At 61.8% G+C, this 14,217-nt stretch carries 10 protein-coding genes and 1 pseudogene; 4 read left to right on the top strand and 7 right to left on the bottom strand.

Features of this window, described 5'->3' with window-relative positions; genetic code table 11:
• The first annotated feature begins 96 nt into the window (after positions 1-96).
• Complete coding sequence (locus tag ACWIKB_RS30255; protein WP_475271183.1) at positions 97-960, top strand: LysR substrate-binding domain-containing protein; 864 nt, start codon at positions 97-99, stop codon at positions 958-960.
• Between the two features lie 122 nt (positions 961-1,082).
• Here ACWIKB_RS30255 and ACWIKB_RS30250 read toward each other — a convergent pair whose 3' ends face one another.
• Positions 1,083-1,955 (bottom strand): LysR family transcriptional regulator, encoded by an 873-nt coding sequence (locus ACWIKB_RS30250; RefSeq protein WP_475271182.1) that lies wholly within the window; start codon positions 1,953-1,955, stop codon positions 1,083-1,085.
• 267 nt (positions 1,956-2,222) lie between these two features.
• On the opposite strand from ACWIKB_RS30250, the gene ACWIKB_RS30245 reads away from it, so the two are divergent.
• Entirely contained in the window at positions 2,223-3,548 is a 1,326-nt protein-coding gene (locus ACWIKB_RS30245; RefSeq protein ID WP_475271181.1) for an MFS transporter, read from the top strand.
• Between the two features lie 10 nt (positions 3,549-3,558).
• Positions 3,559-4,950: an FAD-dependent oxidoreductase gene (locus tag ACWIKB_RS30240; protein WP_475271180.1), complete on the top strand. Its 1,392-nt coding sequence runs from the start codon at positions 3,559-3,561 to the stop codon at positions 4,948-4,950.
• Between the two features lie 193 nt (positions 4,951-5,143).
• Here ACWIKB_RS30240 and ACWIKB_RS30235 read toward each other — a convergent pair whose 3' ends face one another.
• Complete coding sequence (locus ACWIKB_RS30235) at positions 5,144-6,538, bottom strand: type VI secretion system Vgr family protein (protein ID WP_475271179.1); 1,395 nt, start codon at positions 6,536-6,538, stop codon at positions 5,144-5,146.
• Between the two features lie 232 nt (positions 6,539-6,770).
• Between ACWIKB_RS30235 and ACWIKB_RS30230 the strand changes: the two genes are divergently transcribed.
• Positions 6,771-7,478 carry a YebC/PmpR family DNA-binding transcriptional regulator gene (locus tag ACWIKB_RS30230; protein ID WP_475271178.1) on the top strand — a complete coding sequence of 236 codons (708 nt, stop codon included), beginning with the start codon at positions 6,771-6,773 and terminating at the stop codon, positions 7,476-7,478.
• Between the two features lie 148 nt (positions 7,479-7,626).
• Here ACWIKB_RS30230 and ACWIKB_RS30225 read toward each other — a convergent pair whose 3' ends face one another.
• From ACWIKB_RS30225 to ACWIKB_RS30205, 5 genes and pseudogenes are all read right to left on the bottom strand, one after another.
• On the bottom strand, positions 7,627-8,940 hold the full coding sequence (locus ACWIKB_RS30225) for a leucine-rich repeat-containing protein kinase family protein (RefSeq protein WP_475271177.1): 1,314 nt from the start codon (positions 8,938-8,940) through the stop codon (positions 7,627-7,629).
• 188 nt (positions 8,941-9,128) lie between these two features.
• Positions 9,129-10,247 carry a cell division protein ZapE gene (zapE, locus tag ACWIKB_RS30220; RefSeq protein ID WP_475271176.1) on the bottom strand — a complete coding sequence of 373 codons (1,119 nt, stop codon included), beginning with the start codon at positions 10,245-10,247 and terminating at the stop codon, positions 9,129-9,131.
• 321 nt (positions 10,248-10,568) lie between these two features.
• Positions 10,569-11,615: an ABC transporter substrate-binding protein gene (locus ACWIKB_RS30215; RefSeq protein WP_475271175.1), complete on the bottom strand. Its 1,047-nt coding sequence runs from the start codon at positions 11,613-11,615 to the stop codon at positions 10,569-10,571.
• Positions 11,616-11,633: 18 nt separating this feature from the next.
• Positions 11,634-12,749, bottom strand: a complete 1,116-nt coding sequence (locus tag ACWIKB_RS30210) for an NAD(P)/FAD-dependent oxidoreductase (RefSeq protein ID WP_475271174.1) — start codon at positions 12,747-12,749, stop codon at positions 11,634-11,636.
• Positions 12,746-14,130 (bottom strand): annotated as a pseudogene (locus ACWIKB_RS30205) (FAD/NAD(P)-dependent oxidoreductase). The gene ACWIKB_RS30210 and the pseudogene ACWIKB_RS30205 overlap by 4 nt, the downstream one beginning before the upstream one ends.
• Positions 14,131-14,217: the final 87 nt, after the last annotated feature.

Raw genomic sequence — 14,217 nt, 5'->3', positions numbered from 1 at the left:
CAATCGATGGGATGAAGCTACGGGGCTTAAATTGCAATTTGCCGTCGCATCAATCAAATTGTTTGTTGTTATGCCAACCATCAGTGAGGGTTATTCATGAACCTGTTCCAGCTCCGAGCCTTCGATGCGGTGGCCCGAGAGGGCAGCTTTACCCGGGCCGCCGCGCGGCTGTTTATCAGCCAACCGGCGGTCACCGGGCACATCAAGGCGCTGGAGGAGCACTACCAGATCACCCTGTTGCGCCGCACCGCGCGACGGGTGGAACTGACGGAGGAGGGCACCAAACTGGCGGCGATTACCCGGGCGATGTTCGGCCTGGCGGAAGAGGCGCAAGTGATGCTTGAAGCCAATCGGCAATTGCTGACCGGGCGCCTGGAAGTGGCGGCGGACGGGCCGCACATGGTCATGCCGATGCTCGCCAGTTTGCGCGCGCGCTATCCGGGGATCACCGTGAACCTGCGTTTGGGTAACGCTCAGGAAACCCTGGCGGCGCTGTTGTCTGAGCATGCGGATGTGGCAGTGCTGACCGAAGTCGAGCCCCGCAAGGGCCTGCATCTGCAAGCGCTGAACGAATCACGGATTTGCGCGCTGGTGCCGGCCGGGCATCCGTGGGCGCAGCGGTCGAAGGATGTGCGGATTAAGGAACTGGATCAGGTGATCATGGTGTTGCGTGAGCCGAGTTCGATTACCCGGCGCACGTTTGATGAGGCGTGCAGCCAAGCCAAGGTCAGTCCGCGGGTGTTGCTGGAACTGGACAGCCGTGAGGCGGTGACCGAAGCCGTTGCCGCAGAACTGGGGGTTGGCGTGGTGTCGTCGGTGGAAGTCAGCCATGACCCGCGGGTGGTGGCGGTGCCGATTGTGGGTGAGGGGTTGGTCAATCGGCACATGATTGGGTGCATGGAGCGGCGGCGGGAATTGCGCTTGATTCAGGCGTTTTTTGATTTGGCGCCTGATAGATAGACCGAGGCGCGGCCTTCGCGAGCAAGCCCGCTCCCACAGGGGATTTGCGCCGGACACAGGATATGTGGCCAGCATCAATCCCCTGTGGGAGCGTGGCTTGCCCGCGAAGAGGCCAGACCTGCTTACGCCAGACTCTCGCGCACCATCTCCAGAAACGTCGCCACCACGCGCCGCGAACTCTGTTCGCGCAAGCACACCAGTGTCTCTGTCAGCCGTCGCTTGCAGTCGGTTATCGGCAATGCACAAACCCTGGAATCCGCCCCAAACTCAGCCGCCGAAACCACCCCAACACCGATCCCTACCACCACGGCTTCGCGCGCCGCTTCCCGGCCTTCAACCTGAATCGCCGGGCGAATCCGAAACCCGGCGCTGGCCATTTCTTCTTCCAGGGTCTGACGCGTCACCGAACCAATCTCCCGCAACACCAACGGCGTGTCGTCCAGGTCCGCCAGGCAAATGGACTCGCGATCCGCCCACGGATGATTGCGCGAGACGAACGCCACCATCGGATCATTGCGCAATGGCAACGAGATCAGTCGCTCGTCGCTGACCTCACGCCCCAGCAACGCCAAATCCGCCTGATAGTTGAACAGCCGAAATAGCGATTCATCGGTGTTGCCGGTTTCGATCTTCACGCTGATGCCGGGGTAGCGTTCGCAAAACCGCGCGATCTGCGGCAGCACGTGCACCGGCGCGTCCACGGCGAGGATCAGGCTGCCGGTTTGCAGTGCCCGGGAATCCTGCAACAGCTCCTGGGCTTCGGCCTCGATAACGAACAAGCGCTGGGTGATGCTGAGCAAGCGCTCGCCCAAATCCGTCAGGCGCACCGAGCGTTTGTTGCGGTGGAACAGCAACACACCGAAGCGCTCTTCGAGTTTGCGCACCTGGTCGGAAATCGCTGGTTGCGTGAGGAATAACCGCTCGGCGGCTTTGGTGAAGCTTCCGTGAACGGCTACGGCGTGGAAGGCTTTGAGCTGGGCGTGGGAGACCGACATCGAACCTCCAGTAACAAGCTGAACTTATATTGGAAATACGATAAATCGATTTCACTTATTAATCAGTAATTGTTTTTATCGACCTCAGCTCCGGTGACTGGTCAGTCGAACAGCAACGGGTGCCATGAGCCTGCGGGTGCAACAGCAGGACTCATCTGACCGGTATCGCCTCAGGGAAGCAGCGGTATCGCAGTGCTCAACAATAAAAAAACAGGCGAAATTTCTCAATTTCTGCCGGCACACTCACACCCTGAGGTCAGAACCACCATGAACAAGCACATCGGCACCATCAAGCGTTGGCGCGTGCAGATCTTCGCCATCACCTGGCTCGCTTACGCCGCTTTCTACTTCACCCGCAAAGCTTTTTCCGTGGCCAAACTGGGGATCGCCGAAGACCCCACCTTCATGCTCGACAAAATGGCCATGGCCAACCTCGACGCGATCTACCTGGCGGCCTACGCCATCGGCCAATTCACTTGGGGCATCCTCGCCGACCGCTTTGGCCCAAGGGTGGTGGTGCTCGGCGGTTTGCTGATTTCCGCAGCGGCGGCGCTGGTGATGGGCAATTTCGCCACGCTGCCGATCTTCGCCACCTGCATGCTGATTCAAGGCCTGGCCCAGTCCACCGGATGGTCGGGGTTGTGCAAGAACATCGGCAGTTTCTTTCCCGCCGAACAGCGTGGGCGGGTGCTGGGGTTGTGGAGTTCCTGTTATGCCTTTGGCGGTCTGGTGGCGTCGCCGTTCGCCGGTTGGTGGGCGTATACGCTGATCGGCACCTGGCACGCGGCATTCATTTCCAGTGCGGCGGTGGTTGGGCTGGTCGCCGTGCTGTTTTTTATTTTCCAGCGCAACAAGCCGGAAGACGTGGGCTTGCCCGCCGTGGAGCCTGAACCGGAGTTGAGCGCCGAAGAGGCTTACGCGCAAAGCAAGATCAGCGTGTGGGAGCCGCTAAAGGAAATCCTGCGCAACCGTACCGTGCTGGTTCTCGGGCTCTCGTACTTCCTGTTGAAACCGGCGCGCTACGCGATTCTGTTGTGGGGCCCGGTGATCGTCTTCGAGCAAATGCCCTCCGTGGGCAAGGTCGGCGCGGCGATCATTCCGACGTCTTTTGAACTGGCCGGGCTGCTCGGGCCGATCATGATTGGCCTGGCCTCGGACAAACTGTTCGGCGCCCGACGGATGCCGGCCTGTGTGATCAGCCTGTTGGCGCTGACGGTTTCCCTGGCGCTGTTCATGGGCGCCTTGCACACCGGCAGCGTGTTGCTGGTGGTGGCGCTGTTATTCGTCATGGGCCTGACCCTGTACGGCCCGGACTCGATGATCAGCGGTGCGGCGGCGATTGATTTCGGTACGGCCAAGGCCGGCGCCACGGCGGCGGGTTTCGTAAACGGCTGCGGTTCGGTCGGGGCGATTCTCGGTGGCTTGCTGCCCGGCTACTTCGACTCGGTCACCGTGTTCATCATCTTCGCCGGTTGCGCGATGTTCTCGGCCTTCGTGCTGATCCCGCACTGGAACAGCCGCCCGGCTGGCCTGAGTCTTGATTGCGCCTTCGTGCCCAACCAACCGATGACCATCAAACCCCTGCGTACCTGAGGAAACCCCCATGAGACCTTTCTGGCTGGACCAAGCGCTGGCGGCCGAGTCCTGCGCGCCGTGCGAGCCACTGGCGGGCGACACCCGCGCCGACGTGTGCATTGTTGGCGGCGGCTACACCGGACTGTGGACCGCGATCATGCTCAAGGAGCAAAACCCCGAACTCGATGTGTTGCTGATCGAGGCCGACATCTGCGGTGCCGGCGCCAGTGGTCGCAACGGCGGATGCGCGCTGTCGTGGTCGGCCAAGTATTTCACTCTGGAACGCTTGTTCGGCGTTGAAGAAGCGGTGCGCCTGGTCAAGGAGTCGGAGCGCAGCATTTACGCGATCGGCACCTTTTGCGAACAGTACGGCGTGGATGCCGATTACCGCCTCGACGGCACGCTCTACACCGCCACCAATCGCGCCCAATGCGGCTCGACCGACGCGGTGATCGCGGCGCTGGAGCGCAACGGCATTAACTCGTTCACGCAACGGCCGGTGGCGGATGTACAACGCATGGCCGGTTCCAGCAAACACCTGGAAGGCTGGTTCTCCCCGGCGGCGGCCAGTGTGCAACCGGGCAAACTGGTGCGTGGCTTGCGCCGGGTGGCGTTGCAACTCGGTGTGCGGATTCATGAAAACACTGCCATGACTGGACTGGAGGAGGGTAAACCGGCAGGGATTCAAACCCCGAACGGCACGGTTCGCGCGGATCGGGTGGTGCTGGCGATGAACGCCTGGATGGCCCGGGCGTTCCCGCAGTTCGAGCGCAGTGTGGCGATTGTTTCCAGCGACATGCTGATCACCGAGCCGCGCCCGGAACTGCTGAATGAAATTGGCTTGACCAGCGGCGTAACGGTCCTCGATTCGCGGATTTTCGTGCACTACTACCACAACACCCCGGACGGCCGGATCATGCTCGGCAAGGGCGGCAACACCTTTGCTTACGGCGGGCGGATGCTGCCGGTGTTCGATCAGCCGTCGCCCTATGCCGGTCTGTTGCGCAGCAGCCTGGCGGATTTCTTTCCGGCGTTTGCCGAGGTCAAGGTCGAGGCCACCTGGAACGGTCCTTCGGATCGCTCGGTCACCGGTTTGCCGTTCTTCGGCCAGATGAGCACCAGCGGCAACGTGTTTTATGGCTTCGGCTACTCCGGCAGCGGGGTCGGGCCGTGCCATATGGGCGGGCAGATTCTCGCCTCGATGGTGCAAGGCCTGGACAACTCCTGGACTCGCTCGCCGCTGGTCAACGGGCCGTTGGGGTACTTCCCACCGGAGCCGATTCGGTACCTCGGCTCGTTGATGGTGCGCAATGCGATTCGCCGCAAGGAGCGCGCCGAGGACCACGGGCGTCGGCCACGGCATCTGGACGTGCGCCTGGCGAAATTCGCGGCGGCGGCGGGGAAGGCTGATAAAGGCTGATCGTCGGGGCATATCCTGGTGTCAGGGTGACTAGATTGAGTGAGCGAAGAGCAACTGTGGCGAGGGAGCTTGCTCCCGCTTGAGTGCGCAGCACTCACAAAATCTGCATTGATTGCGAAGGTTTTGGGGCCGCTTCGCAGCCCAGCGGGAGCAAGCTGCCTCGCCACAGTGGTTTGGTGTTTGATCAATCGGGTCAGGGCGTATCAGGCCGATTGACCAGCCAATCAAACAACAACCGCGTATCGCCGCGCGGTGGCGGGGTAGGCGCAGGTCGTGGATTCTGAGCGTTTGAATCAGCACAGATGACCGGCCGATCCGGATCACTGTCGAGAAAACTGATGAACACGTCGCTGCCGGCCATGGGTAGTCCGGACGCGCCCACGGCCACCGGCACCCAGAGACCGTCAGCGTCTTGCGCATCGGATTCTGGCCACAGGCTGACCTGAATCCGGCCCTGTTCATCAACCATCGCCGCCGGCCCCGGCTGGCCCAGCACCCGGGCAGGTTGGAAACCGGGGATGTTCGGTCTGGGTTGTTTCAGAGCCGGCCGGAACACCGTTGACCAGGGAATCGCGCTGAACCGGTTGCCATAGCCGGGCGTTTCAAACGGCTCGTCCGCGAGGATCGAGGGTTGTTGCCCCTGATGCCGTATTTCGGTGAGCAACCATTGATCATTGAAGCCCGACACCGGGTGGTGCTCCACCTGCACGACCCGTCCGCTGAGCAAACCGGTCTGGTCGCTCTGGCCGTGGACCTGTCGGTGCTGGCAGCGCAACCGCTCCAACGACCGGCGGATGAGTTGATCGCGGTGCAACGGTTCGACCTCGAGGCGGGTGTTCATTGCCGGTTTGGCGGTCTGCGGATGATTGGCTGCACCAAAACTGGCAGTGGCAGTGCTTCGGTCTCGGGCCTGTGTTTGCGGGAGGATCAATGGCGAGTCATGGCGCTGATACAGTTCGCGGATCGTGGCAAACGCAGGTTCGTCGAGTGGATTTTCATGGAAGGGCGTCAGCACTGGTTCCTGGGGAAAACTCAAACTGTCATCGGCCAATACCAGCACATGCCCGTCGGGGTGATGTTCGAAGTGATAGTGAATGCCTTCTTCTTCGCAGAGCCGATGCAGCAGGGCCAGATCACTTTCTTCGTATTGAATGCAAAAGGGTCGGACCGGATAGAACCCGGTGCTCAGTTCAAAACGGTAACTATGCTTGGGCAGGGCATGCGCCTCTAATAGTTGCCGCAGAATGGCCGGTACGCTGAGGCGCTGAAACACCCGTCGAGTGCGCTGTTGTTCGAGATTTTGCAGATGCGGCACCAGCACCAGTCGGTAGGCAACCCGGTGCGGACCGCGATGCTCACGGCTGGCGTTATGCAAAATGCCGTGAAAGCCCTGGCCATTGCCCAGGCTCAGGAAGACTGACTGTTGCAGTAGTCGGTTGAGGTTCATGGCCGGGGCCAGGCCGATCACTTCGATATCGAATCGATAAGGCTGGTTGAGGCCTTCATGGCCACTGAACTGCAACACCTGCAAACTCAAATCATCCTCAACCAGGGTCAGGGTAAAGGGACTTTCCTTGTCGTTGTGCATCGAGTGCGCTTCTGCCATGGAATTCGGGGTGCAGAGGGTACGAAACCGCAGCCCTGAATAGTCACCGCAAATCGACTTTTCAGAATCGCCCTACAAGAGCTGTTGAAGAAGTCGACGGCATGTCGGTCAACAGGATGGAATTTTTGGTCGATTGCCAACTTTAGGCCGTATAAACTTGGCGCCATGCGTCGGCCAATAGATGTCTCGGCGCCACAGATCAAGAGAGTGAGTAATGGGCGCACAGTGGAAGGTTAAACACAAAGAAGCGGCATCCAACGCCAAGGGCAAGATCTTCGGCAAACTGGTGAAAGAAATCACCATTGCTGCGCGTAACGGCGCCGATACCGCCACCAACGCGCACCTGCGTCTGGTGGTCGAGCAAGCCAAGAAAGCCTCGATGCCCAAGGAAACCCTGGATCGCGCGATCAAGAAAGGCGCGGGCCTGTTGGGTGAAACCGTGCAATACCATCGCGTGACCTACGAAGGCTTCGCCCCGCACCAGGTGCCGTTGATCGTTGAATGCGTGACCGACAACATCAACCGCACCGTGGCGGAAATCCGCGTGGCATTCCGCAAGGGCCAATTGGGCGCTTCCGGTTCGGTGGCCTGGGACTTCAACCACGTCGGCATGATCGAGGCGTCCGCGGACAGCCCTGACGCCGACCCGGAAATGGCCGCCATCGAAGCCGGCGCCCAGGATTTCGAGCCAGGGGAAGAAGCGGGCACGACCCTGTTCCTGACCGAGCCTACGGACCTCGACGCGGTGCAGAAAGCCTTGCCAGAGCAAGGTTTTACAGTGTTGTCGGCCAAGTTGGGCTACCAGCCGAAAAACCCGGTCAGCGGGTTGAGCGATGAGCAAATGGCTGAAGTCGAAGCGTTCCTTGAAGGCCTCGATAACCATGATGACGTGCAGGACATGTTTGTCGGGTTGGCGGGTTAAGCGTTTGAAGCATTGACGGCTTTGTTGTTTGACAGGCCGTCTTCGCGAGCAAGCCCGCTCCCACAGGGGATTTGTGTCGTACACAATAGGTATGACCAACGAAAATCCCCTGTGGGAGCGGGCTTGCTCGCGAATGACCGCGAAGCGGTCACCGGTTATTCAGTTCCCGCACAATCTCGCTGAAACCGGGCCGCGCCAGCACATCAGCCTGACAGCAACGCCGCTGCAGATCCTCCAGCGCCACCCGATCTGCATCGCTCAACCCCGAATCAATCCGCTCCAGCAATTCCCCTAACAACACTCCGAACGCCCGCACTTCAATCCGTTGCAGCGCACGGGTTTCAACAGTGTCGGTAGTGGCATGAAACGACGCGCCACCAAAGTCCCCCAGCAAACAATCCCCGTGCTCGTTCCACAAAATATTGTGGGCATAGAGGTCGCCGTGGGTGATGCCTTGTTGATGCAAGTGTTCGGCCGCCGACGCCACACCACGGGCCATGCGCAAGGCCACGGCGGCAGTGAAACGGGTGTCCTCGGCGTACACGTCACGGCTGCAGGAATCCAGGCTCGGCAATCCCGCGAGGTTGCGATAACTCGGGTCGATCAGTTGCATCACCAGCCCGGCCTGGGCTTGCGGATGATCGACGATGCGCCCTTCGACGCGGATCAGATTGGGGTGCAGGCCCGCAGTGATGCAGGCGTTCATTTCATGCAGCGGTGAGCCATCGCTGGTCATCTCGCCTTTGTAGAGCTTCACCGCGACCTGCGTGGCCGGCTGCTGCGCACGTTCCCACGTGGCACGGTGAATCACGCCGGAAGCGCCTTCGCCGAGTTTTTGCTTAAGGTGCAACTCAGTCCACGGGATGCTCGGCGTGGCATCCAGGGCTGCGGCATCGGCTTCGGTTTCCAGCGGATTACCGGCGTAGGCCAGCCAGGTCAGGGCCGGCAGGGTCAGCAGCCACTCCGGCAGTTCGGTAAAACGGTTGGCTGAGATACGCAGCAGTTCCAGACGATGGAGCTGCACCAGACTCTGGGGTAAGTGCTGCAAGTGATTGCCGGACAGCATCAGTTTTTGCATCAGCGGGCGCTGGCCCAGCTCGGTCGGCAGTTCGCTGATGCAATTGTCAGTCAGGATCAGCCAGCGCAACAGCGGCGGCAGGGCGGCGCCTGGCACCCGCTCGATGCGGTTGGCCCGAAAGCCGATCATGCTCAGCGCAGCGCATTGGCCCAGGCAGGCGGGTAGCTCGGTGAACTGGTTGTCCGAGCAGAACAGAATGCGCAAACGGGTCAAGCGGTGCAGATCGTCCGGTAGGCTGCTCAGGGCATTGCCGCTGAGGTTGAGAATCTCCAGCGAATCCGCCAGGTCGAAGATTTCCCGGGGGAACTCCGTGAGGCCGCAGGCCAGGTCCAGTCGAGTGATGCCTGCCAGCTCGCCGGCCCGTAATTGTGCAAGGGTATTCATGAACGGGTTCGCTATTGATCGGGACGAAGGACGCGGGGTCCTGAGAATGGGCAGCATGATAGCGGGAAGTTGTGGTGTCGGTCAGGGCCTCTTCGCGAGCAGGCTCGCTCCCACAGGGGGAACACAATCCAAATGTGGGAGCGGGCTTGCTCGCGAAGAGGCCAGTAGCCGCCCCGAAAGCCTATCGGTCAAACCGGCTCCCGAACCTCCACCAACTGCCCCAACCGACTCCGCGTGCGCGCCAGGTCAATGGCATCCCCGCACAGGCTTTCGCGCAACGAATGCTGCCCCAGCAACACCAGATGCTTGTCCTGATCGTACAAAACGTCGATCAGGTTGATAAACCGCTGCTGCGCGGCAATCGAACAACCAGCCAGGCTGGGCAGTTCATCAATGATCCAGTGATCGAACCGCCGGCACAGTTCCAGATAGTCCATGACCGCAGTGGGGTGGTCGCACAAATCGCTGAAGGTAAAACCGACGGTACGCCCTTCGCAGTGTCGCGCTGGCAAATGCCGTGTCCCGACGGGCAGCGCGAGGGGGGCGACGCTTTCCGGCAGGTTCAATACCTGACGCTGGCGTTGCGTCGCCGGCCAGACGTATTGCCCTTGGGTAAACACCTGATGGAGATGAGTTCGCGCCTGGCTTCTGTAGTCGTGCGGGCCACCGACTTCCATGACCTGCATGCGCGTGTTGATCAGGTCGATCACCGGTTTGAAACGCGCATGGTAGAGCGGGTTGGGCAGCAGCCCTTCGGGCGGGTAATTGGAGGTCACCAGCAGCAGGATGCCCCGACGGAACAGAGCCTTGAACAGCCGGGTAATCAGCATCGCATCGCCGATGTCGTGGACGTGAAACTCGTCGAAACACAGCACCTGGCAATCCTGCAGCAGCTCGTCCAGCGTCGTTGCCAACGCATCGGGTTGCTCGCGATGGCTGAACATGCCCTGATGCAGTTGCGCGAAAAACTCATGAAAGTGCAGGCGTTGTTTTTGCGCAATGGGGATGGCCTGGAAAAAGCCGTCCAGCAGCCAGCTCTTGCCGCGCCCGACAGCACCGTGCAGGTACAGGCCCGGCAGGGTTTTTGCCGATTTGCCCAGCAACGTCGTTGCGTGGTGGGCCATGCAGTCGATCACCCGTTGCTGGCTGTGGCTGAGGGTATAGCCCTGAGCAAGTGCCTTGTGGTGGAAGTAGTCGTGGATGACCCGATGGCTGGCGGTGGCCGGCGCAGCAGCCTTGCCAAGTAAACGGCGCAGTGCGGGCCAGCGCGGTGTGAATCGCGAACGGATTGGCGGTCGAATGGCCACGATACTGTCCCCCCGGGTTCTTCAGGCCGGCTCACTGAGCTGCGGCGGCGTAGTTTAACCGGATGCGCAATGGCCCTACCATTTGTGCTGACATACGTGTGACAGGTGACCGGCAAAACCCCGCGGCGTATCTGGACAGTGTGGTGCTCGACGCAGGTTTCTGACCTTGCGCAAACACCTGTAGGAGCTGCCGAAGGCTGCGATCTTTTGATCTTGATCTTCAGTGCGACGGGGCTTGTTGAAGATCAAAGTCAAAGGATCGCAGCCTTCGGCAGCTCCTACAGGGTGGGTGCGAAGCCATGGGTGTGTGGGTATTGCCTGCTAGCGCTCAATACTCCGATTCCACCGCGCATTCCACGCCGGGCGCTGTTCATTGACCTGGTCCCAGTCAATCGCAATCGCCGTCTCCAGGTATTGCTTCATCGCCTCGACCTGGCCCCGGGTCTTGTCGGTAGTCGGTGTGTTGGGGTTGGACGGAATCTGGTCGCCGTCTTCAAGCGCAGCGGCTTGCGCGTCCGGGGTCAGCAGGAATGCCGCGAGTTTTTGCGCCAGTTCCGGCTGGGTGTTGTTGGCGATCGCACATTCGGCGACGTTGAGCACTACGGCGCCTTCTTTCGGCTGCGCATATTCCACCGGCATGCCCTTGAGTTTCAGCGCGGTGACCTGGGTCGGGGTCAGCGGGAACAGCGCGGCTTCGTCGGTTTGCAGCATTTCGGAAATCTTCGCCGAGCTCGGGATGTACTCCAGCACGTTGCGCCCCACGGTGTTCGGCCAGGCTTTGAAACCCGGTTCGACGTCGGTTTCGCTGCCGCCCTGAATCCGGTTGAACATCAGGAAGCCATGCAGGCCGAAGGTCGAGGAGGCCATCGACTGGAACACCACTTTTTCCTTGAAGCGCGGGTCGGCGAGGTCCATCCACGAGGTCGGCGCAGCCCAGCCTTTTTCCTTGAACAGACGCGTGTTGTACGCCAGCCCGGTGACGCCGAGGCTGACGGCCACGGCCTCATCCTTGATCCGGCCCTTGGCCGGAATCTGCGCCAGGGTCGGGCTGTCTGCGAGTTTGTCGCACAGGCCCATGGAGATGGCGCGGTACATGATGCCGTCGTCGAGGAACATCACGTGCAGTTGCGGGTTGCCCTTGCTGGCCTGGACCTTGGCCAGGATGTCGGCGGAGGTCCCCGGCACGATCACGACTTTGACGTTGTTGGCTTTCTCGAACACCGGCAGCACCTTGTCGGCGTAGAGCCGCTCCATGGTCCCGCCGTTCATGCCCAGGTAAAGCGTCGGTTCGGCCTGGGCCTGGGTGACGTTGAGCAGGGCGCCCATGCAGGACAATCCGAGCAGTGCAGTACGTTTGAGGTTATTCATTGGCGCGACCTTCCTCTATCAAGCAACGGAGATGGAGTGAAACCGGGTGATGGAAAACGCATCCAGCGACGTTTTTGATGTGCCGCTGCAGATGATTTCGGTGAGCGCCAGGCCCACCGCCGGGCCGATCTGGAAACCGGCGCCGGCAAAGCCAAACCCGTGCAACAGGCCGGGTTGGGTGCCGCTGTGCCCGATCACCGGTTGGCGGTCGGGCAGATAACCTTCGGTGCCGCTCCAGGTGCGAATCGCCTGGGCGCCTTCAAGAAACGGGTAGAGCTCGACCGCTTGACGGAGGATTTCCAGCACCGCGTTTTGACCGGGCCGCGCGCGGGCGTCGTCGAGGGCGAAACCCTGGCCGCCGCCCAGCACGCAGTTGCCGCGAGCGACCTGGCGGGCATAGATGCCACCGCCTTCGACCCCGGTGCTGGCGTTCATCACCAGCGGCAACGGTTCGGTGACCAGCATCGCCGGGTGCCCAGCGTGCATTGGCACTGCTTCGCCAAACTGTTCGGCCAATTTGCCGGCCCAGGCCCCGGCGCAATTCAGCAGCCACGGCGCGCGCAATTCGAGGCCGCTCGCGGTGCTGACGTGAAAGCGCTGGCCGTCGTGTTCGACCTGGGTGACTGCACATTGCTCATGAATTTGCGCGCCATGTCGTCGCGCTGTTTGGGCGAAGGCCGGGGACACCAGTCGCGGATTGGCGTGGCCATCATCGGGGCAGAACGACGCACCAGCGGCCACATCTCCGACCCATGGGAACCGCGCGCGCAACTCGTCACGTTCGAGGATCTGCAAGTCGAGGCCGAAACCCTGGCTGCTGGCGGCGTAATCCTGCAAGGCGCGCAGGTCGTTGAGGCTGCGAGCCAGTTTCAGGTGTCCGCTGCGCTGGTATTCGCCGTCGATGCCGATCAACTGCGGCAGTTGGCCCCAGAGCTCGTGCGCCTGTTGCGACAATGGCAATTGCGACAACGGTCGGCCCTGACGCCGCACGCCGCCGTAGTTCACGCCGCTGGAGTGGGAGCCGCAAAAGTCTCGCTCCAGCAACGCCACGCGGCGGCCAGCCTTGCTGAGAAACAGCGCAGCCGAGGCGCCGACAATCCCGCCGCCAATGATGATTGCATCGATTTCGATCATGGCTCGACCTCCAGGCCAAACGGCAGGGGTTTGATCGGCGACTGGGCGCGTAGCCGACCGATCTCCGACACCGGGCGCTGGCTTTCGCAGGCGATGATTTCTGCGGCGGCGGCGCCACACATCCGGCCTTGGCAGCGACCCATGCCGACCCGGCAGTGGGCCTTGACCCGATTGATCTCCCAGTGACCTTCGCGCACGACTTGGCGGATCTCGCCGGCCTGCACTTCCTCGCAGCGGCAGACGATCAGGTTGTCGGCGGTGTTGGCGGCCCAGTCCTCGGGGAAGACGAAGGCTTGCTCCAGGGCTTTGCGGAACGTGCCGATCCGCGCCAATGAGTGTTCAAGGGCGGCGGGGCGTTCGGTCGGGATAAGGTAACCGCTGTCTTCGAGCAGGGCCAACGCGGCGCGCTCGCCGGCCATTTCGGCGGCGTCGGCACCCATGATTCCGGCGCCGTCACCGGCCAGGTAGACCTCGGCGACACTGCTGCGGCCAGGTAGACCTCGGCGACACTGCTGCGACCAGCGCTGTCACGTTGCGGCAGCCAGGCGCGGTTGAGTGGGCTCCAGGCGAATTCACAGCCGAGCAGGTCGGCGAGTTGGGTTTCGCTGCGCAAACCGTGGGCGAAGGCGACGGCGTCGCAGTCGATTTGCTGTTGGCCTTTTGCGTTGCGCCAGTTCAGCGATTGCACCCGTTGTTCACCGTTGACCTGCACCAGGCTGGCGCCCTGATGCACCGGGATACCGTGGGCTGTCAGCCAACTGCGGTAATAGAGGCCTTTGGCAAGGGTTGCCGGTTGCGAGAGTAGGCCGGGCAGGGCGCGGGCCTGAGCGCTGAAGGGCGAGCTGTCGAGCACCGCCACAACCTTCGCGCCGGCCTTGGCGTATTGATAGGCGACGAGGTACAGCAACGGTCCGCTGCCGGCGAACACCATCCGTTCACCGATGGCGCAGCCCTGGAACTTCAACGCAATCTGCGCTGCGCCGAGGCTGTAGACCCCCGGCAATGTCCAGCCCGACACCGGCAGAATCCGGTCGGTGGCGCCGGTGGCGACGATCACCCGAGAGAATTCGAGCCGCGTGGCGCGGCCGTCATGCAAGGTATCCAGCGCGCCGGCCTCGGCGTTCCACACCAGGGTGTCGGGGCGATAGTCGAGCTGCTCGCGCAGGTCGTCGATTGTTTGATGAATCGCACTGGCCTTACGGGCTTCGAAGCCATACAGCTTGACCGCCGAGCGCTTGAAATTCGCCGGCTGCCGCCGATAAATCTGCCCTCCACCGCGCGCGGCTTCGTCCAGCAAAATCGGACGAACACCATGCGCCACGAGCGTTTGCGCGGCACGAATCCCGGCCGGGCCAGCCCCGACGATAATCACAGGACTCATACACAACCCCCTGTGGGAGCGGGCTTGCTCGCGAAGGGGGCGGCACATTCGATAGAGGTGGCGACTGACACGACGCCTTCGCGAGCA

The sequence above is a fragment of the Pseudomonas sp. 5Vm1k genome, from assembly GCF_056161485.1.
This window is presented reverse-complemented; position numbering and strand designations above follow the sequence as displayed.

Bases quoted from the DNA above. Each gene is read 5' to 3' on its own strand.
- ACWIKB_RS30255 (WP_475271183.1), top strand. From the start codon at position 97: ATGAACCTGTTCCAGCTCCGAGCCTTCGATGCGGTGGCCCGAGAGGGC.
- ACWIKB_RS30250 (WP_475271182.1), bottom strand. From the start codon at position 1,955: ATGTCGGTCTCCCACGCCCAGCTCAAAGCCTTCCACGCCGTAGCCGTT.
- ACWIKB_RS30245 (WP_475271181.1), top strand. From the start codon at position 2,223: ATGAACAAGCACATCGGCACCATCAAGCGTTGGCGCGTGCAGATCTTC.
- ACWIKB_RS30240 (WP_475271180.1), top strand. From the start codon at position 3,559: ATGAGACCTTTCTGGCTGGACCAAGCGCTGGCGGCCGAGTCCTGCGCG.
- ACWIKB_RS30235 (WP_475271179.1), bottom strand. From the start codon at position 6,538: ATGCACAACGACAAGGAAAGTCCCTTTACCCTGACCCTGGTTGAGGAT.
- ACWIKB_RS30230 (WP_475271178.1), top strand. From the start codon at position 6,771: ATGGGCGCACAGTGGAAGGTTAAACACAAAGAAGCGGCATCCAACGCC.
- ACWIKB_RS30225 (WP_475271177.1), bottom strand. From the start codon at position 8,940: ATGAATACCCTTGCACAATTACGGGCCGGCGAGCTGGCAGGCATCACT.
- ACWIKB_RS30215 (WP_475271175.1), bottom strand. From the start codon at position 11,615: ATGAATAACCTCAAACGTACTGCACTGCTCGGATTGTCCTGCATGGGC.
- ACWIKB_RS30210 (WP_475271174.1), bottom strand. From the start codon at position 12,749: ATGATCGAAATCGATGCAATCATCATTGGCGGCGGGATTGTCGGCGCC.